Annotated in this window: 17 protein-coding genes; 5 read left to right on the top strand and 12 right to left on the bottom strand. The window is 63.2% G+C overall.

Going from position 1 to position 18037, the window contains the following annotated elements; all coding sequences use genetic code 11:
• The first annotated feature begins 454 nt into the window (after positions 1 to 454).
• On the top strand, positions 455 to 796 hold the full coding sequence (locus QX121_RS21265; RefSeq protein WP_315739077.1) for a hypothetical protein: 342 nt from the start codon (positions 455 to 457) through the stop codon (positions 794 to 796).
• A 209-nt stretch (positions 797 to 1005) separates the two neighbouring features.
• On the opposite strand, the gene QX121_RS21260 is transcribed toward QX121_RS21265, so the two are convergent.
• Together QX121_RS21260 and QX121_RS21255 are read right to left on the bottom strand one after the other, a co-directional pair.
• Positions 1006 to 1569, bottom strand: coding sequence for a hypothetical protein (locus QX121_RS21260; RefSeq protein ID WP_315756145.1), 564 nt, complete (start codon positions 1567 to 1569; stop codon positions 1006 to 1008).
• 64 nt (positions 1570 to 1633) lie between these two features.
• Positions 1634 to 2296, bottom strand: a complete 663-nt coding sequence (locus QX121_RS21255) for a hypothetical protein (RefSeq protein WP_315739079.1) — start codon at positions 2294 to 2296, stop codon at positions 1634 to 1636.
• Positions 2297 to 2344: 48 nt separating this feature from the next.
• Here QX121_RS21255 and QX121_RS21250 point away from each other — a divergent pair, with 48 nt between their 5' ends.
• The gene (locus tag QX121_RS21250; RefSeq protein ID WP_315812946.1) at positions 2345 to 2599 is read left to right on the top strand and encodes a hypothetical protein; all 255 of its coding nucleotides are present in this window, start codon (positions 2345 to 2347) and stop codon (positions 2597 to 2599) included.
• Between the two features lie 104 nt (positions 2600 to 2703).
• On the opposite strand, the gene QX121_RS21245 is transcribed toward QX121_RS21250, so the two are convergent.
• The 8 genes from QX121_RS21245 to QX121_RS21210 all read right to left on the bottom strand — a co-directional run bounded on the left by QX121_RS21245 (position 2704) and on the right by QX121_RS21210 (position 8918).
• Positions 2704 to 2886: a hypothetical protein gene (locus QX121_RS21245; RefSeq protein ID WP_315812945.1), complete on the bottom strand. Its 183-nt coding sequence runs from the start codon at positions 2884 to 2886 to the stop codon at positions 2704 to 2706.
• 163 nt (positions 2887 to 3049) lie between these two features.
• Complete coding sequence (locus QX121_RS21240) at positions 3050 to 3493, bottom strand: hypothetical protein (protein ID WP_315812944.1); 444 nt, start codon at positions 3491 to 3493, stop codon at positions 3050 to 3052.
• Between the two features lie 338 nt (positions 3494 to 3831).
• Positions 3832 to 4188 carry a hypothetical protein gene (locus QX121_RS21235; RefSeq protein ID WP_315812943.1) on the bottom strand — a complete coding sequence of 119 codons (357 nt, stop codon included), beginning with the start codon at positions 4186 to 4188 and terminating at the stop codon, positions 3832 to 3834.
• Between the two features lie 212 nt (positions 4189 to 4400).
• Positions 4401 to 5687, bottom strand: a complete 1287-nt coding sequence (locus QX121_RS21230) for a PBSX family phage terminase large subunit (RefSeq protein ID WP_315739084.1) — start codon at positions 5685 to 5687, stop codon at positions 4401 to 4403.
• A gap of 59 nt (positions 5688 to 5746) precedes the next feature.
• A complete protein-coding gene (locus QX121_RS21225; protein WP_315812942.1) occupies positions 5747 to 6676 on the bottom strand; it encodes a hypothetical protein in 930 nt (309 codons plus the stop codon).
• A 142-nt stretch (positions 6677 to 6818) separates the two neighbouring features.
• Entirely contained in the window at positions 6819 to 7160 is a 342-nt protein-coding gene (locus QX121_RS21220; protein WP_315771499.1) for a hypothetical protein, read from the bottom strand.
• A gap of 743 nt (positions 7161 to 7903) precedes the next feature.
• Complete coding sequence (locus QX121_RS21215) at positions 7904 to 8329, bottom strand: hypothetical protein (RefSeq protein WP_315739090.1); 426 nt, start codon at positions 8327 to 8329, stop codon at positions 7904 to 7906.
• Positions 8330 to 8654: 325 nt separating this feature from the next.
• Entirely contained in the window at positions 8655 to 8918 is a 264-nt protein-coding gene (locus QX121_RS21210) for a hypothetical protein (protein ID WP_315796627.1), read from the bottom strand.
• A gap of 685 nt (positions 8919 to 9603) precedes the next feature.
• On the opposite strand from QX121_RS21210, the gene QX121_RS21205 reads away from it, so the two are divergent.
• Complete coding sequence (locus tag QX121_RS21205; RefSeq protein ID WP_315739092.1) at positions 9604 to 9789, top strand: hypothetical protein; 186 nt, start codon at positions 9604 to 9606, stop codon at positions 9787 to 9789.
• A 31-nt stretch (positions 9790 to 9820) separates the two neighbouring features.
• On the opposite strand, the gene QX121_RS21200 is transcribed toward QX121_RS21205, so the two are convergent.
• On the bottom strand, positions 9821 to 10759 hold the full coding sequence (locus tag QX121_RS21200) for a hypothetical protein (RefSeq protein WP_315739093.1): 939 nt from the start codon (positions 10757 to 10759) through the stop codon (positions 9821 to 9823).
• A 103-nt stretch (positions 10760 to 10862) separates the two neighbouring features.
• Entirely contained in the window at positions 10863 to 14717 is a 3855-nt protein-coding gene (locus QX121_RS21195) for an ATP-binding protein (protein ID WP_315812941.1), read from the bottom strand.
• Between the two features lie 165 nt (positions 14718 to 14882).
• Between QX121_RS21195 and QX121_RS21190 the strand changes: the two genes are divergently transcribed.
• Positions 14883 to 16187, top strand: coding sequence for a divalent metal cation transporter (locus tag QX121_RS21190; protein ID WP_315812940.1), 1305 nt, complete (start codon positions 14883 to 14885; stop codon positions 16185 to 16187).
• Positions 16188 to 16382: 195 nt separating this feature from the next.
• Positions 16383 to 18014 (top strand): NAD-dependent malic enzyme, encoded by a 1632-nt coding sequence (locus QX121_RS21185; RefSeq protein ID WP_315813012.1) that lies wholly within the window; start codon positions 16383 to 16385, stop codon positions 18012 to 18014.
• The last annotated feature ends 23 nt before the right edge of the window (positions 18015 to 18037 follow it).

Raw genomic sequence — 18037 nt, 5'->3', positions numbered from 1 at the left:
CTGATCTTCCGAACCCATGACTGGGTTCAGAACGTATTTCCTGATGAAAGCGGCGATCTGCGCCGGCGTGGCCGTATAGTTCATGCCAACGCCGGGAATGGCGGCTCCTACTCCGATCGAAGACACTTTTGCTTTCCAAGGCAGAGGAATGCCGGCTTCGTCCGGAATGCTCGCGTTGACACTGAACGACGGCACGTTAACTGACGCACCGAACCTAAGAGTATCTTCGGATGACATACCTTTTCTGAGGTGGATGAGGTGCAACCCGCCCCCTCCCTTACCCAAACCTCCTGTCAAAGTGAAACTCGGCGCGGTCGGCGCCCCCGGATTCCAATAGTACGTCCCTCCGAGCCCGAACCACGGCAGCTCGAGAGAGATCCCGTCCGGGCGCAGATTGCCTTTCTCATTCACCGACATTAGATTACCTTCATCAACTGGAATGAATCGATCGGCCGTGATCGATACCCTTGCCGGCGCTGCAAACATGTCCTACCCGACAATCGGCATTCTTCTCGTTTGGACGGTCGCGGGCCTGCCGCTGTGGGCACTATGGCTGAATGATCTTCGCGTCATTCACAATCACATCGCGCCAAGCGCCTCAGACATGCGCTACATGAAGCCGGGCTATTATAAAACATGGCTGTTTTTCGGGTTTCGCTTCTCGGCAATGGATCCTGCGAAACTAACAGAGCCAGGTCGAGAACGCCTGAAGCTCGCGATCCGGCACGAGCGAGTAATATGGGTATGGCTGACCGTGGGCTTTCTCATCGTGATGATCTTGGGCGCGCTGAGCTGAGCATCCAAACGAAGAAGTCGACGCTCCTTTGAACGAACACGGAAGGTGTGATTGGCTTCTCGGTGTTCAGTATCGCAGACACCACTTCGACCGACTTGCGTGCCGTCGGACCGAACGCGCTGCTAACCTTGAGCGTTCGTATTTTTGCCGCGTGCGCGACGCCTTGCCCCTCTCTTCCGGACGAAGTCAGGAGCCGCTCCAGGTCGGAGTCACGGAAGAGGCTTCGGACTGAGTCCTGATCGCCTCGAATGCGCGACGATCCGCATCGCGCCGTCCGAGTCCATCACCGACTGCGCCAGCAGCGCGAATTGATCCTCGGTGAGGTCGTAATAGGTTTCGCGGCTCTCCTCCTCGCGCTCTTCCCACCACACCTTGACGATGCCGACCTTCGAGAGAAGAGCATCCTTGATGAAGGAATACAGGATCATGAAGCCGGGGTTCTGCTGCATAAAGACGTGATTGACGTAGTCCGTCTCCTGCGCTGCGGCGGCCTCGTCCTCCGGCCCGACGGGCTCGAACCGCACGACCTCGTCGGAGCCGGCGAAGATGTCCATCAGGTGCGGCATCAGGCCTTCGACCGTATCGGCGACATCGGTCGAGACGGCCCGCGAGCGTCCCTCCTGCGCCGGCATGTCCTTCTTCATGTTGCCGAGATAGTAGTCCATCGCATCGGCCCGCTCCTCTGCCAGCCGTGCCGCCGAGATGGCGGCGAGCGCATCGGCCTTTTCGGCAGCGAGCATCGTCTTGAGATCGGAGTTCGACATTTTTGGCATGGTCAGATCCACGTCGTTGAGAACGCAATTGTCAGGTTTCGGAACCCTTGTGCGAGACCGAGGCTCATCGGGGAGGCCACGCGGAAACCGCAGCACGATCGTCGACCGGATGCGTGCGCATGTAGTCCTGGATCATCCCAAGCAGGCCGCCTGCCGGCGATTGCAGGCTTGCCGGATCCATCGCGCTGGTGTTGCTGGTGCCCGCGATCAGACCGGGAAAGCTGCCGGGACGACCGGCGGCCGCACCGCTGGCGGATCGAGTCTCCAAATCCGGCTGCGCCCACCAGGGCAGTGAACTTGAATTGTCGACCATCCGTGATGGCCGGGCCGCGCCTTGCCGAGGTGCGGCATCGCGATCCGCGGGCGGCATCACCGGCACGATTGCGCCTGCCGCATCTACGGTCCAGTCCTGGGGGTTCGACAGGATCTCTCGGATGAGCTGCCCCTCACGGTAAGCGCCATGGGCTGCCCACCCGCCGGCCAGCGATCCACCCGTTCCGAGCGCCACGGACCCCGCGACGGCTCCGGGCAGACCACCGACCATCTCTCCCCCTATTCCTCCCAATGTTGCGCCCAGGATTCCGCCCCAGGTTTCTCCCGATCCGACCATCCCATCGTGGAGAACATCATCTCGACGCGGCGCGGCATATCGCGATAGCGTCTCCTTCTTCGCTTGACTCTGCGCAATCATGTTGATGAGCTTGGCAATGAGTTTTTCGGCAGCCATCATATACTCCCTTGAATTCGTCGTTCACGCGAGCACCTGACGAGTCCCATGACGCCGACAGACAATCAGCTGGCAGACACTCAAAAGAGCGCCGTGCGAGGCTGTTTGACATCCATGATGGTCAATGTCCTCATTCTCGCATTCATGTGCGGCGCCTGGTATTTCCTGTTTGGAGACAAGGGAATCCTGGCCGGCATCGCATCATTCCTGGCGATTCACCTCGCCAGATTTTTTTCAGCAGTGTTCGGCAACCCGCCTCAGGCGCCATCTCTCCGCGAGACAGACGGAGACAAGTCGGCCTGACCATCCATTGGGCTGCTACGCCGTTCAAAGCCGCAGCGATCAGCGCGCCGAATCCCATGGCGAGCGCTGGCGCCGAAGCGAAGCCCACTCCTCCAAACCCGGCGTCAATTCTCCATACGCGGGAAGCTCGAAGGATAGTCCGGCATTGCCTCGCGCTCGCGCGCACCGAGCAAACCTGCAAGCTCCGGGATCGGCGAGAATTGCTGATAGGGCGAGAGCGGCGCGGTCGCATTCCTCATCGATGCCCGGCTTCCGAACAGATCATCGAAGGACAGCAATCGATTCATCTGAGGCTGCTAATTCGGCACGGTCCCGATCGGTGCAGGCATGCCTGTCGCGGACGACATCTGATCTGCGGGGCGAGAGCGTAGAATCTGGATTGGAGATCTGACGGCAATCGCCGCATGGCCGGGAAACCCGGGACCGACGACCAACGTGATAGAATAGCCCTTAGCCATTTTTGAGTACTCCGACAATCCGCTGTACGGCAATGAAAACGAGGTTCGTCAGCAAATGTGCTGACCAGAAGAAAATGACAGCAAGAGAAAGGCCACCGATCACGGTGGCCGCGAGATCGGCCTCGGTCATTTTTCGCAAAACTGAAGGGCCATACATCGCCACCTGCAGGTATTCGTAAAGTCGCGACGCCAGTATCGCGGACAATGACAGCGCGTACAGGATGGTCGCGGAGGGCGAGCGACGGAGAATCCACAAGGCCGGGATCGGGGCGAGCCAGATGACGTGCACCACGAACTCCGGATAATCCAAGGGGAGTCCGTGAGGGCTGGCAATGTAGACAAGAATATCGGTCAGCGTCACCCAGATGATCTGGGATACACAGCCAACGATGAGTGAGAAGGAGGCGATGCGGTGCTGGTCCCATCTCGTCGGCATCAGTCGCTACTTTCCGAGAATGACGGCGCCCGGAGTCTGCTCGGGACGTCGAGCGGCGGCTCCAATCCAGCGGCAGCGCCGGGAACAAACAACGAACTACAACACCTCGTGGTTGTCAATGTCGATCACGCCAGACGTGTGATGCTCTCGGCCTCGATCATTTGTTTCAGACAGCGTGGCGACGTCACCGCCGTCCTCCACGGACAGCTCATTTGGTCTCGGCACCTCGCGTCTCGTTTGACGATGTTGGATGCGACGCGGACTTTGCGTCAGATGTTGCTCGTACGGGCTTCTGATGTTCGCTCTGACGAACGCTGTCCGAACATCAACGCGCAGCGCTAGTCGCGATGGAAGCGCCTGACCAGGCGCTCGTCCAGCCGGTCCAGCCGAGGAGCGACGTATCTGGCAAGAAGCCGCCAGAAGGCATGCAGAGCCCAGCCCACCATGTAGGAGATGAACAGGCTCACGGGAAAATAGAACACATAGCTGTTCATCCATGAGTCCGCGTCGAATGGCGGATCATGAAGACCGAGCAGCGGCCAAATCGAGCCCAGGATCAATCCCGCCGGAAGCACCGCGAATTCGGCGAGCAAGACGCTGGCTTTCAAGCCGGCGAAGTAGGAAAAGCAGCTGAACACCAGGAAGTGGACGATGTAGATGGCCGAGACGATCAGCCCTCCCTTGTTCAGTCTCACTGACACGCTCCCTTGCGCCGTCCGTTCAGACCTGTCGCACGACGGCGAGCCGGCCGATCGCCGACACCCAAGGCCGATCTCGCGATCGCCAACTTTCTGATGTCGCGGGCGACAACACCCGTAACGGACAGAGCCACTTGCGCTGCAGCTTCCATTGTAAACACGTCGGAACAAAAAAAGAACATCAGAATGCCCTGTCGTTGTCAAGAGCGCTAGCTCCACCCGGCATCTTGATATCGGATCGGACGATGGAAGCTCGCCACCCGCCCCGGCGCCTCGTGGCAGATCGCCATCAGGCCCAGCGCGTCAGCCGCGTGCGACGACCAGTCATGCTCGGGGCCGAGCCCGACGTTGCGGGTCTCGTCCTTGCGCTCGTGATAGAAGCCGAGCGCCTCGCGCCCGGCTTCGGTTGTCGTCTCGTTGAACCAGAGCTCCGGACCGAGCCGGCGCAGCGCCTCGATCCGCATCATCGCCGCGCCCCGGCCCTGGTTCGTGATCGGCGGCTCGACCGCAAAGCCGGCCTCGCGCAGATGATCGGCGTAGCGCTTGCCGGTCACTGCATTGGTCGCGAGTCCATCGTGCGGAAGGTACAGGATCGCGTTCTGATAGCCCCGCGCGCGCAGCCAGTTGACGTGAAACGCCAGCACCTGGCCGACCGACTCGTAATAGTCGAGCACGCGAATCTCGTTGCCGACCCATTGCACGATCCAGATCGTGAAGGCGTCCGCCGTGGCGCCGGCCCCGCCGATGTCGACGAACGCCCGCAACGGCAACAGCGGGTCCGCGGACACCTTGCCGATCCGTCCCTCGCGTTTCGCCTGCGCCAGCAGATCGGCAAAATAAGCACCTTCGAACGCGCGCACGTAGTCCCCCTCCCAGATATGCTCGTAGCGGTCCGGATAGAGCGCGAGGTCGAGCTGCCGCTCTTCCTCCAGCACCGCCGGAAACCACGGATTGTCGCGCCAGCTCGCCTTGACCACGGCGGCGCCTTCCGGTTTGCGACTGCGCAGAAAATCGTCCACGGCATCCGACTTGCGGCGCGGATTCCAACTCGCCCACAGCTCCGAGCGAGGCGCACGTATGGTGGGCCGCAGCAGCGACAGCGAACGCGCACTCAAGGTCTGTGCCTCGTCGATCCAGGCGATGCGAAATCCTTCCAGTGACTTGATCGACTCTGCGGTGTGATCCTGCATGCCCCGAAAGATGATGAGCCCGTCGCCGGGAGCCGCGATGCGGTCGCTGAACGACCGGAAGCCCTGGCCGAGGCCGAGCGCCGCGATCTTGTCCTCGATCAGCCGCTTGGATGATTGCGCCAGGGTACGCTGTGCCTCGCGAATGCAGACGGCGAGCGTGCCGCGCTCGGCCTGGCAGGTCTCGACCAGAAGCTCGCCAAAAAAGTGCGACTTGCCCGAGCCGCGCCCGCCGAACGCGCCCTTGTAGCGGGCGGGCGCGAGCAGCGGCTCAAACACTTTCGCGGTGGGGATCTTGAGGGTGGACAATGATCACCTGCTCTTACCGGCCGTTCACCTCGCGTCCGCGGCCCCGTCTCGGTTGCCAGCTATGGCTCCCGGAGCGGCTTGACCCAGCGCGTGTACCAATCGTTGAAATCACTCGGCGTGGTGTCCCCTTCGTCGGGCTGCGGCCACAGCTGCCGATATGAAGAGCCCAGCTCGGCCGGCCCGGATTCGTCCGGCGATCCAGAGATACGTCCTGACCGCGTCGCCTGTGGTCCCAGCAGGACTCGCGGGATGTACGGTATGGGATTCGTGCCGCTGTCGAACATCGTTGCAGTCGCCGAGTCCGCCCGACGACTCCGCAGATATCGGCCGGACCCGCGGTCCATTCCCACCGCATCGTCGGGTGGCGGCACTGTCTCGTACAGGTTCGACGCTTGCCTAGGGAGGCGGCCGGTTCGCTCCGACGGTGTATCGTAGCCACCACCGACAAATGCATAATCGCTCTGGATGTCACGAAGCGCGTCGGGAATCCGATTGGCGAAACCGCCGCCATCGAAGGTCACATTCGCTTTCCTGTTGGAGGACAGCTCTCTCTCGATATTCGCGAGGTACTCGCCGCTTTGCGACGGCAGCACGCGTGGGAGACTGTTCCCGCCCAGACCGGCAGCCCCCATAATCCGATTCACGATCGTTGTGCAAACGTTCGGGCTGTAACTTTTGAGACCGTTGTAAGTTTCGCCCGCGTTTCGGATCCGACCGATTTCGTTCAGCGCGCTTGCCGCCTGTTCTGGCGTGATGGGAACGGTAAACGAGCGGTACTGACCATCGTCGACGACGCTGGAGAAATCAGGCGGAGGAGTTTCGCCCGGACGGAGCGTATGAACGTCAAATTTCCCGTGGCTCAACGGAACCCCATGGGTGCTTGGTCCGAACCCGGCAAACGTCTGTCGCCCAGGCTCGTTGACGACGACTGCAGCATGTCCCGGAAAACCAGGATTGATTTGAACGGTCAGCGAGTATCGAGATGCCATATGCGTTGACCTTGTATGAGCTTCTCCTTCGCGCGGGCTTACCCCCGCGCAACGAGTGTCGCCCGTGCCCAGATGGTGCGAATGAACTACAGCTTTCCGCTTGGAGGCAGATCAATGGCTGCGGCCGTCCAGACGAAATCGATCAATCGACGTCAGGACGATCAGGCAACCGGACTTCCTTGTTGCGGAGGCGCGCTCCTGCCGCTGTCCGCGCACTCGCAGCCCAACCGATCAGGTAGATGAGCAAGAGCGACTCGAGGTAATAGGCGAGTAAACTATTCAACCAGGAATCGACGGAAAAAGGAAAACGCTCCGAGCCGGACACCGCGGCCCAGACGGACCAGAAAATCCCGGCAGGAAACACCGCAAGAGAGGACAGCATCACGCTCGTCTTAACATCGGTGACGGATGCCGAGCCGACAAGGCCGGCTGCGCACAGCGTGTAGACGGCGCACGCGATAAGACCACCTCTATTCAGCCGCATGTCTACCTCCGGATGAGCTTTCGAACTATTACTGCAGGCGCAATCCTTGGCCATGCTCCGGCCATCTAAGGCGTTCCCAGAGACTTGACCCATCTTGGGTACCAGTCGACGGCTCGGCCAGCTGAGAATAGCGTGATGCCATCGGATTTCTCCAGCAAAGCGGGGCAAGGTGAGTGATCGGACCAAAGGTGTTCCGTCGACTTGATCGGCGGCGAAGGAGGACGGACCCAACACGCCGCGAAATGCAGCCGGAGCCTTGCATTCGGTTGGAGCCGCTTCAGCAGCGTAAGCGCACGATTATCCAATCAGGCACACACAGAAGCGACGGACCTACTCCCGGTCGGCCCGCTCAGCGTCGCGCGTGGCCTGCGACCAGACTTTCCCAAATGCGCTCATTCCCCAGCCAAACAAATACACCACGGCGAAACTCAGGGGCACAGTCAACAGAGGTCCGTTGATTTGGGACCCGAGGCAACGTGAGCTTCCAAGACCTGACCGACCCCGGAGGTCCACAAAAAACCTGCGCCGGCAGGATTGACAATTGACGGATCTTCTTGTGCCCCTCAGGATAATAGGACCCAGGTCCGTTCACGATGCCGTCGATCTGTTTTCCAATTGCTCCGAACACACGAGATCGGTCACCCTCCTCGATTTTCGGAGCCCCTGGCGGAGGCAGTGGCGCCCGCTCTACGAAATCTCGTCCGCTGGCCATGTCCAATCCTTCCTAATCATGACGCGCCCGATTACTTCGCGGAGCGCTTTTGTGAGAACGCGAGATAGATGGTTCCAATCCGTCGATTCCAGGAGAACGGGGTCCTGACGAAATCATCGTGCGGTGACCACATGCGCTGGTAGATCTCCAACCGCGTCAGGCCGGGTTTAATGGTCGCTCGAAATTGCTCTTTGGCCTCGAAGGTATAACAGCAGCCAGGCGGTCCTTTGACAATCATCTCCAGCATGGCAACGCCTGCTTCTGTATAGAGGACGACTTCAACGTCTAGACCGGCAGCGTGGAAGCGGCATACGCCGACCTCGTCGCAATCGTTGAGATTGCCGCTATCCGTCTCTCCCTTGGCTTCAACCGCATAGCTGATGAGGACATCGCTTGCGACAGCCGCGCGGCACGATAATCCGAAGAGCAACAGCCAGAGAGCAAGCAGCCGCTTCAAGACACTCACGACTCGCGCCGGCCGTGACCGTGCTGATGCAATCATGTTGATGACCCGAAGATATCCAGATTGCGATTGCCCAAGGAACGACGTCCAGACCGAGAACAAAGATCGAACAAACGAGCGTCGACGTCAAGTCCGCCGGCTCTGATTTTTGCGGCTGTTTGGGCGCTGAGTCCGTCTCGGCTCATTGTCTCCGGCCGGCATGTCTCGATCTGATTTCGCCACCGTCCCAGGAGCCGGGGAGAGAACACCAAGCTGCCACGCCAATTGAAAGCCGATCTCCCGATCCTGCGAGGCGCTCACGCCTCACCCACCACCGGGATCACTCATCCACCTGCTCCCCATCGTGCTCATCCGGATGCACGATGACACGTTCGATGCGGTGGATCAGCTCGAGGGCGCCGTCCTCGCTGTTCTGCAGCGCCTGAGGCGCCTTCCCCCAACCGCGGTCGAGGATGGCGTTGGCGGCGGATACGCGCGCGGCATGTGTCGCCTTCGGTGAGCGCATCACGCCAACCAGCGTGTTGATCGCCGTCTTGGTGTGGCTGCGGGCCATCGAGCGAATTTCGGTGATCGTCTTCGACATGGTCACGTCCCTGATATCATGGGTGATGAATGCGAGGGTGGTGATCGTCACGAGATCGCATCGGCGGCTGCGACCATCACCAGGCCGATCAGGGCGAGCGCAATGAGGTAGGCGGTCATCTTCCTCTCTCCTGGGCGAAGGAAAAGCGCGGCAGATCGCAGCCGAAAGCGCGATCGTTTCAGGCGCGAACCCTATCCCTCGGCTCAAGCAAGGGACCGCTGCGGGCGAAGCGACGGTCGCCACGCCCACGCACCGGCCCGTTCGCGCGGGCCGGCGAGTATCCGGATGTTCGAAGTTGTCTGCGCGCTGCACGACGCGCGATGAATAGCCGACGATCGTGGTCGACAGCCGATGCCGGGCTGCGCTGCTCAAGTCAAAATGCCCGCGGACAACGCGGCATCATCTTGTTCGGAAAATTCGATAATGACACTATGCCGGTGATTTGCCCGACATGTCAAATTTGATCGAAATGCGGCGGTCAGGCTTTGCGATTTCGATAACCGCCGCTCCAAATCCGGGCCGAGCCAATAAAAAGCCCGCTGCCGAGTTCGCGGCGCGGGCTTTATGGTTTCTTCGACGATGTCAAAATGCGCCTGATTTGCCCGACGTGTCAAGCGCAGATAGTTGCGCCGATCGGCAATGCTACTTCAGCCCGTCGGGCGCGGCCGGTGGAGGAGGTCTTCCGATGTATGTCGTTGCGGTCGTACTGGCCGGCTTGTCCGCCCTGTTCTACGCGGCGGGTCAGCACCAGCTGGGATCGGTCGGCGCCGATGTCTGTCAATATGGCAGCCTGTTCTGCGACAAGCCGCACTACATGATGACCGGCGCGTTGCTCGCCGGCCTCTGGGCCAAGTTCGTGAGCATGCGCTGAGACGGGCCGGCGCGCAGCTTCGATCACCCCGTCAGTTCTTGATCGCGTAGAGTGGCGTTCTCACCGTCAGCTGATAGACCGGCTTCGGCGCCCAGGCGATTTGCGCGGTGATGCCGAACAGCCGGTTGTCATCGTCATCCATGCGATCGAGATCGAGCCTGACCAGCGGCTGCGTGTAGGACGCGATCGGCGTGATGGCGAGCAGCTGCGCGCCACCGAACGACTGGATGCCGACGCGCGCGGAGACCTTCCAGTTGTTCTCCCACTGGTAGAAGCCGCCGATATAGCCGGCGGTCGTGCTCCCGACATGCGCGAGCGCGGAATCGACCTCGACATGGGTGTATTGAACGCCCGCGAGCCAGCCGCGCGTCTCATCCGGATCGAGCGCGTATTTGGCTTCGATGACGGTGTTGAACGAGGTGGTCGCCAATGGCGAGTCCGGCACCGACCGTGTCAGCGTCGACTGCAAGGTCAGCGTCGGAAGCGTGCCGCCGTTCTGCTGATAGACGTCGGCCTGGAAGCCGAGGAACCAGCTGGTGATGGCCACGTCGGCCCAGCCGGACAGGCCGTTGTAGGAGGTGCTTCCGGTGAACCCGGCCCAAAGCGACAAGGCGTCGCCGAGATCGACGGTGAGCGGAACGTCGACGCCAAGGCCCTGGTTGGTCGGGGCCGAAAGTTGCGGCCGTCCGGGCAAAGCCGGCCGGTCAAGCAGCTTGCGCAAGGTCGCGAGCTGCGAGAGGGTTCCGAACAGGGACGTGTCGCCCAGGCCGGTCGACAACGTGCCCCCTGGCACGTAGGCATAGTTCGTCCGGAAGTCGATGTAGACATTGGCGAGACCCGATGCGGGCTCGTCCGCATCATCGTCCTTGGCAAACGCGCTGCTGCAGACGACCAGCGCCGCACACGCGGCCAGAGCAAATGAGCGCCGCGGCACGCAACGCCCGCGCGGCAACGATTCCACGTCTGCCATGAGACCTCCCCCAGCGCCCGAAAATACGCCGCCCGGGCACCATCCTTCAAGTGCGGATCACGAGCGCGATGCCGACGTCAGGGGAAAGCCGCGGCGCGCGTCGTCAGGACGACGCCGACTTGGCGCCTTCCTCGCGTGCGGCCATGACCTGACGCAGCACGCGCGAGAGCTCATCGACCGAGTAGGGCTTCTGGATGAGACTGAAACCGTGGCGGTCGCCGTCGGCGAGGGCGTGGCTGTAGCCGCTGTTGAGCACGATCGGAATCATCGGGAGCCGGCGACGGATTTCCCGGCCGAGCGTGACTCCGTCCATTCCGGGCATCACGACGTCGCTGAGCACGAGATCGAAGCCACCGGGATTCGCGTCGATCAAGCGCAGCGCATCGTTTGCGCTGCGCGCCAGCACGGTTCGATAGCCGAGATCCTCGAGCAGCTGGGTCGAGAATTCGCCGATCTCCGGGTTGTCCTCGACGACCAGCACGTTCCAGCGCGCGACGACCATGTCCGGAGTGTGCTCGGTCCGCTCGCGCAGCTCCAACGGCTTGTGCGTGCGCGGCAGCAGCAGGGTCAGCGTCGTCCCCTTGCCGACCTCGCTCTCCGCCAACACCCGTCCGCCGGACTGGTGCACGAAGCCGTAGACCTGGGACAGGCCGAGACCCGTGCCGCGCCCGACTCCCTTGGTCGTGAAGAACGGCTCGAAGATGCGGTCGATCTGATCGGGCGCAATGCCGCATCCAGTGTCGCTGACGGCGATCGAGACGAATTGCGGCCGCCCGGGCTGGCCGTCCTGCGGCAGCAGCTGACCGCGAATGGTCAGGACGCCCCGGCCTTCCATCGCGTCCCGCGCATTGGCAACGAGATTGACGAGGGCCGTGTCGAACTGGTTGATGTCGACATCGACCGGAAGCGGCCGCGCTTGCAGGTCGAGCTCGATCGCGGCCGGCGCACCGAGCACGGTCTGCAGCATCTCTTCGATCTGCTCGATATGCCCCGCGGCATCGAAGACGCGGCGCTCCATCGGCGTCCGCCGCGCGAAGGCGAGCAACTGTCCGGTGAGCTTGGCGGCGCGATCCGCCGTGTCCGAGATCGCATCCACGTAGCGCCGCATGCGCTCCGGGGACAGCTGGCGCCGGCGCAACAGGTCGGCCGAGGACCGGATCACGGTCAGGAGATTGTTGAAGTCGTGCGCGACGCCGCCGGTGAGCTGGCCGATCGCCTCCATCTTCTGGGCCTGGCGGAACGCCTCCTCCGCCTTGCGCCGTTCGGTCAACTCGACCGCCTCGGGCACGATGGCGACCACCTGTCCGGTCTCGTCCCGCACCGGCCGCATCTGGAAGTCGAACCACCGTGAGCCGCCGACCGGCAGCTCGAGCTGCAACTCCTGGCGGGCCCCGTCGCCGCGAGCGACGGCGTCGACCAGGGATCTGATCAGCTCGGGCGTGCCGGGCGTCCCCGCAAACCACGGCGTCTCCCAGAATGGCAGCCCTGCGACCTCGTGCAGGGGCGCAGCGATCGCTTCGAGCGAGGTCGCATTGGCATCCAGAAGCGTCCCATCGGACGAGAGCAGAGCTTGGAACGTGTAGCTCGCCTCGAAGATCGTCCGCAACCGCGCCTCCTTGGCCTGCAGCTCCGCGGTACGCTCGGAGACCTGCGTCTCCAGGCGCTCGTTCAGCTCACGCAGCGTGGTCTCGGCCTCGTGCCGCACCCGCGACAGATCGATATTGGCACGCACCCGCGCCAGCAGCTCGCGCGCGCTGAACGGCTTGGTGAGATAGTCGCTCGCCCCGGCATCAAGCCCCTCGACCTTGGCCTCCTCGCCGGCGCGCGCCGACAGCATGACCACAGGAATGTCGCGAAGCTGCGCATCGCTACGCAGCGCTTTCAGCAGGCCGAAGCCGTCGAGCCCCGGCATCATGACGTCGGTCAGCACCAGATCGGGGCGGCGCCGTCGGACCGCCTCGAGGGCCGCCATGCCGTCGCTGACCGCCTCCACGTCATAATCCTCGCCGAGCAGACGGCGGACGTAGTCGCGCATGTCGGGATTGTCGTCAGCGAGCACCACGCGATCACGGGCCGATGCCGTCGCGGAGCGGACTCCGAGGTCGTCGGATGATGACGGGTGAGGAAGCTCGAACGGCACACCGCCGTTCAGCCACCCGAGCGCCTCCTCGATGTAGGCCTCGGCCCGCACGTTGGTAACGGTCAGGACATGGGAAGGTCCGATCTGGTCCGCTGGCAGATGCGCCGAGCCAAGCGGAATTCGCACGGTGAAGACCGAGCCGCGGCCGAGCGCGCTGTCTACAGCGATCTCCCCGCCGTGAAGCCTCACCAGTTCCTGAACGAGAGCGAGACCGATGCCGCTGCCCTCGAAGGATCGGCCGCGCGCGCCTTCGATGCGACGAAACCGTTCGAACAGGTGCGGCAGCTCACTGGGCGGGATGCCGGTGCCGGTGTCGCGAACCTTGAGCTCGGCATGATTGCGGTCGGTGGACAAGCCGATCGACACCGCGATTTCACCTTCGAAGGTGAACTTGAACGCGTTCGACACCAGATTGAGAACGATCTTCTCCCACATGTCGCGGTCGACATACACTGGCTCGGACAGGGGCGTGGGGGCGATGATGAGACGCAGGCCGGCAGGATCCGTCGCCGAACGGAAGTTGGACACGAGCTCGGCAGTGAAGACCGCAAGATCGATCGGCTCGAAGTGCGCGGTCATGCGGCCGGCCTCGATGCGCGAAAAGTCGAGCAGCGTGTTCACGAGCTTCAGCAGGCGAATGCCGTTGCGGTGGATCAGGCTGAGGACTGATCGCGCTTCGGAGGTGAGTTGGGCCTCGTCGCGGCCGAGCAGGTCTTCCAGCGGGCTCAACATCAGCGTCAGCGGCGTACGAAACTCGTGGCTGATGTTGGAAAAGAACGTCGTCTTGGCGCGGTCGATTTCGGCCAGCGCTTCCGCGCGGCGCCGCTCTGCCTGATAGGCCCCGCCATTGCTGACGGCCGCTGCAATCTGCCCCGCGACGAGGTTCAGGAAGCGGGCATAGCTCTCGTCGTAGAGGCGGAACGGATTGAGACCTGCGATGACGAAGCCGCCCCATCCGGCCTCCCCCGACGCGGGCAGCGGAAGCACAACGGCGTGCTGTGGCGGCTGACGCCATCCGCCGGTCGGAAAGCTGAGGCCGAACCGCCGCGGAAGATCGCGAACCAGCACCGCATCCTGCAGCCTCAGCGCTTCAGCCAGAGGCCACGTTCCTTCCGGCTGAATTCTCAGCCTCGGCTGAACGGCGGGATGATCGCGGTCGATGCCGGTCAAGGCCTCCAGCCGCGCCGCCTCGCCGTCCGGGTCGGTCATGTAGATCATCGCGAAAGGAAGGTCGCGCGACTCCCGCGCCAAGGCGTCCGCGCAGCTTGCGCAGGCCTGGTCGATGCTGCGGGCCCCGGCCCCGGCATTTGCGAGCTCGCGCAGCAGCGAGAGCTGGCGCTCGCTGATCACGCGCTGGGTGTCATCGGTGTTGGCGCAGAAGATTCCTCCGGGCGATCCATCGTCGTCCGGTATGGGACTGTAGGAGAACGTGTAGTAGGTCTCCTCGGGAAAGCCGTTGCGCTCCATGATCAGGAGCTGCGCCTCGACATAGGTGCCCTGGTCACCGCCGCCGGCCTTTGCCAGCAGCGGACCGATGTCCTCCCAGATCTCGTGCCAGACCGCGGACGTCGGGCGACCGAGAGCCCAGGGATGCTTACCGCCGATGATGGTCTTGTAAGCATCATTGTAGAGATAGATCAGCTCCCTTCCCCAACCGATCCAGATCGGCTGTTGGGATGTCAGCATGAGCCTGACGGCCGTCTTCAGGCTCTGCGGCCAATGCTCCGGCGTTCCGATCGAGGTGCTCTCCCAATCGAACCGCAACATCAGTCCGGCCAGCTCACTGCCTCCGGCGAAAAGCCTCTCGCGCTCGGCCATGCCGAGCTCCTGATCATGCCCTGTTTGCCGCTGGTCCGGCACGCGTCCCCCTTGGTCGAAATCCGACGTGATCTGGAACGCTGGTACTCCCCTCCGGTTCCGGAGCCGGGAACGAAAAGAGGGCGTGCGACTTCGAGAGACATACACCGCCGGGGGAGCGCTGCCATGGCCACGACCGTTGCATCCGAACCGAACAAACCGAAACGGTCGCCCTGGAGCGTATTCCGGGTGTTGGGTCCAGGTCTCGTGACCGGTGCCGCCGACGACGATCCGTCGGGAATAGCGACGTACTCCCAGGCCGGCGCGCAGTTCGGTTACGGGCTGTTGTGGACGGTCTTTCTGACCGCGCCTTTCATGATCGCGATCCAGCTGGTGAGCGCGCGCATCGGCCGTGTCACCGGCAAAGGGCTGGCGGCCAACATCACCGCGCTTGCGCCACGCGGGATCGTCTTCGGCCTCGTCGCCCTCCTGGTCGGCGCCAACACCTTCAACATCGCAGCCGACATCGCGGCGATGGCGGAGGCGCTGTCGCTGGTGATCGGCGGTCTCAACCATGAGCACGCGCTGATCTTCGCCGCCGGGTCAACGCTGCTCCAGGTATTCCTGCCCTATCGCCGCTACGCACCTTTCATCAAGGTGCTGACCCTCAGCCTGTTCGCCTACGTCGCGACCGCCTTGATGGTCGAAGTGCCCTGGAGCACGGCGCTGCTCGCTGCGGTATGGCCCAGCCCCTCGATGGAGGCCGACTATCTGCTGACGGTGGTGGCCGTCCTCGGCACCACCATCAGCCCTTACCTGTTCTTCTGGCAGGCCTCGCAGGAGGTCGAGGAGATGAACCAGGGCAAGGTCGACCGTCCCTTGCGCGAGCTGTCGAAGAAGGACCACCCCGACCTCCGACGGATCAGGATCGACACCACGATCGGCATGATCTTCTCGAACGCAATCGCGTTCTTCATCATCGTGACGACCGCCACGGTGCTGCACGCGCATGGCATCACCAGGATCGACTCGGCGACGCAGGCGGCCGAAGCCCTGCGCCCGCTCGCGGGCGACCTCACCTTCCTGTTGTTCGCGCTCGGCATCATCGGGACCGGCATGCTGGCGATCCCGGTGCTGGCGGGCTCGGCGGCATACGCCGTCGCCGAGACCTTCGGCTGGCACGCGACCCTGGAGGCCAAGCCGGACGAGGCGGTCGGCTTCTACAGCATCATTGCTGCCGCCACGATCATCGGCTTCGGGCTCGGCTTCACCGGCATCGACCCGATCCACATGCTGGTGTGGAGCGCCGTGCTCAACGGCATCGCCGCCGTGCCGATCATGGCGATGATGATGGTGATCGTGTCCAATGCCGGGCTGATGGGCCGCTTCCGCGGACGGTCCTGGCTGATCGCCCTGGGATGGATCGGGACAGGTATCATGGCCATCGCCGTGCTGGCCCTGCTGTGGTCATTCGTCACGGGCCGCGCCTAGCGACCATCGCGTTTCCCTCTGCGTCGGCTGCAACGCAGTTGCACAATGTCATTGGTGCAACGCGGGACGTAAACTGTGTTAACAGTCCGTTCCCGCCATCCCGCCGCGATTGATGCCGATCAACGCTGGGCGCGCTCCGGTATGGCGGTGCTCGAACAAAGGACCTCGGAGACTGCCTTGACCCAACCGCAACGCATGAGCGCACCGACGCTATCCCCCTATTCTCCGCGCGGACTCGCGCTGCTGCGCGATCCGCTGCTCAACAAGGGCACCGGCTTCACCGAGCAGGAGCGCGATGCGCTCGGCCTGCGCGGCTTCCTGCCCGCCGGCGTGATGCCGATGCAGGCCCAGGCCGAGCGGATCCTAGTCAATCTTCGCAGCCTGTCCAGCGACCTCGAGAAGTACGTGGCACTGAATGCACTGCACGACCGCAACGAAGCGCTGTTCTTCCGGGTGGTCTGCGACAACATCGACGAGATCCAGCCGCTGATCTACACGCCGACCGTCGGCCTCGCCTGCCAGAAATTCGGCCTGATCTTCCAGCGTCCGCGCGGCCTGTTCATCTCGGCCAATGACCGCGGCCGGATCGCGGAGATCCTCGCCAACTGGCCGTATCGCGCCAAGCTGATCGTCGTCACCGACGGTGAGCGCATTCTCGGGCTCGGCGATCTCGGCGCCAACGGCATGGGCATTCCGGTCGGCAAGCTGTCGCTGTACTCGGCGTGCGCCGGCATTCATCCGGAGGAGTGCCTGCCGGTCATGCTCGATGTCGGCACCAACAACGAAGAGCTTCTGGCCGACCCCTACTACATTGGGCTGCGCCAGAAGCGCCTTACGGGCGAAGCTTATGACACGTTCGTCGACGAGTTCATGAAGGCCGCGCGCGCCGCCTTCCCCGGCGTGCTGATCCAGTTCGAGGATTTCGCCAACCACGCCGCGTTCAAGCTGCTGCACAAATATCGCGACGACACCTGCGTCTTCAACGACGACATCCAGGGCACCGCAGCCGTGGCGCTCGCCGGCCTGTTCTCGGCGCAGCGTATCACTGGCGGCAAACTGCGCGACCAGACCGTGCTGTTCCTCGGCGCCGGCGAGGCGGCCACCGGCATCGCGGATCTCGTCGTCTCCGCCATGATGGCCGAGGGCCTGTCCGAAGCCGAGGCGCTGCGGCGCAACTGGCTGACGGACTCGCGCGGCCTCGTCATCAAGGGGCGAGAGAACTTGCACGGCCACAAGCTGCGCTATGCGCACGACCAGGCCCCGATCGCAGACTTCCTCACCGCGATCAGGACGCTCAAGCCGACGGCGATCATCGGCGTGGCAGCGGTCGGCGGCGCCTTCACGCCGGAAGTGCTGCAGGCCATGGCCGAGCTGAACGAGCGCCCCATCATCTTTGCGCTCTCAAATCCGACCTCGAAGGCGGAATGCTCGGCGGAGTCGGCCTATCGCTACACCCAGGGCCGCGCGCTGTTCGCCTGCGGCAGCCCCTACGATCCGGTCAAGCTCGACGGCAAGACCTTCGTGCCGCGCCAGGGCAACAACTCCTACATCTTCCCCGGTGTCGGCCTTGGCGTCATCGCCAGCGGCGCGCGGCTGGTGACGAACGAGATGTTCATGGCTGCCGCGCACACCCTGGCGAACTGCGTCACCGGCGCCGATCTCGAGCAGGGCAGCCTGTATCCGGCGCTGCCGCGCATCCGCGAGGTGTCTGCCCAGATCGGCGCCGCGGTGGCCGGCGTTGCCTATCAGAACGGGCTCGCCACGGGGCCGGCGCCGAACGATCTGCTCGGCTTCGTCGAGTCGAAGATGTACGACGCCCGCTACTGAGCTCGACGCCCTCGGATGCCTCG

This window comes from Bradyrhizobium sp. SZCCHNR2028, assembly GCF_032380995.1.
GTDB lineage: Bacteria > Pseudomonadota > Alphaproteobacteria > Rhizobiales > Xanthobacteraceae > Bradyrhizobium.
This window is presented reverse-complemented; position numbering and strand designations above follow the sequence as displayed.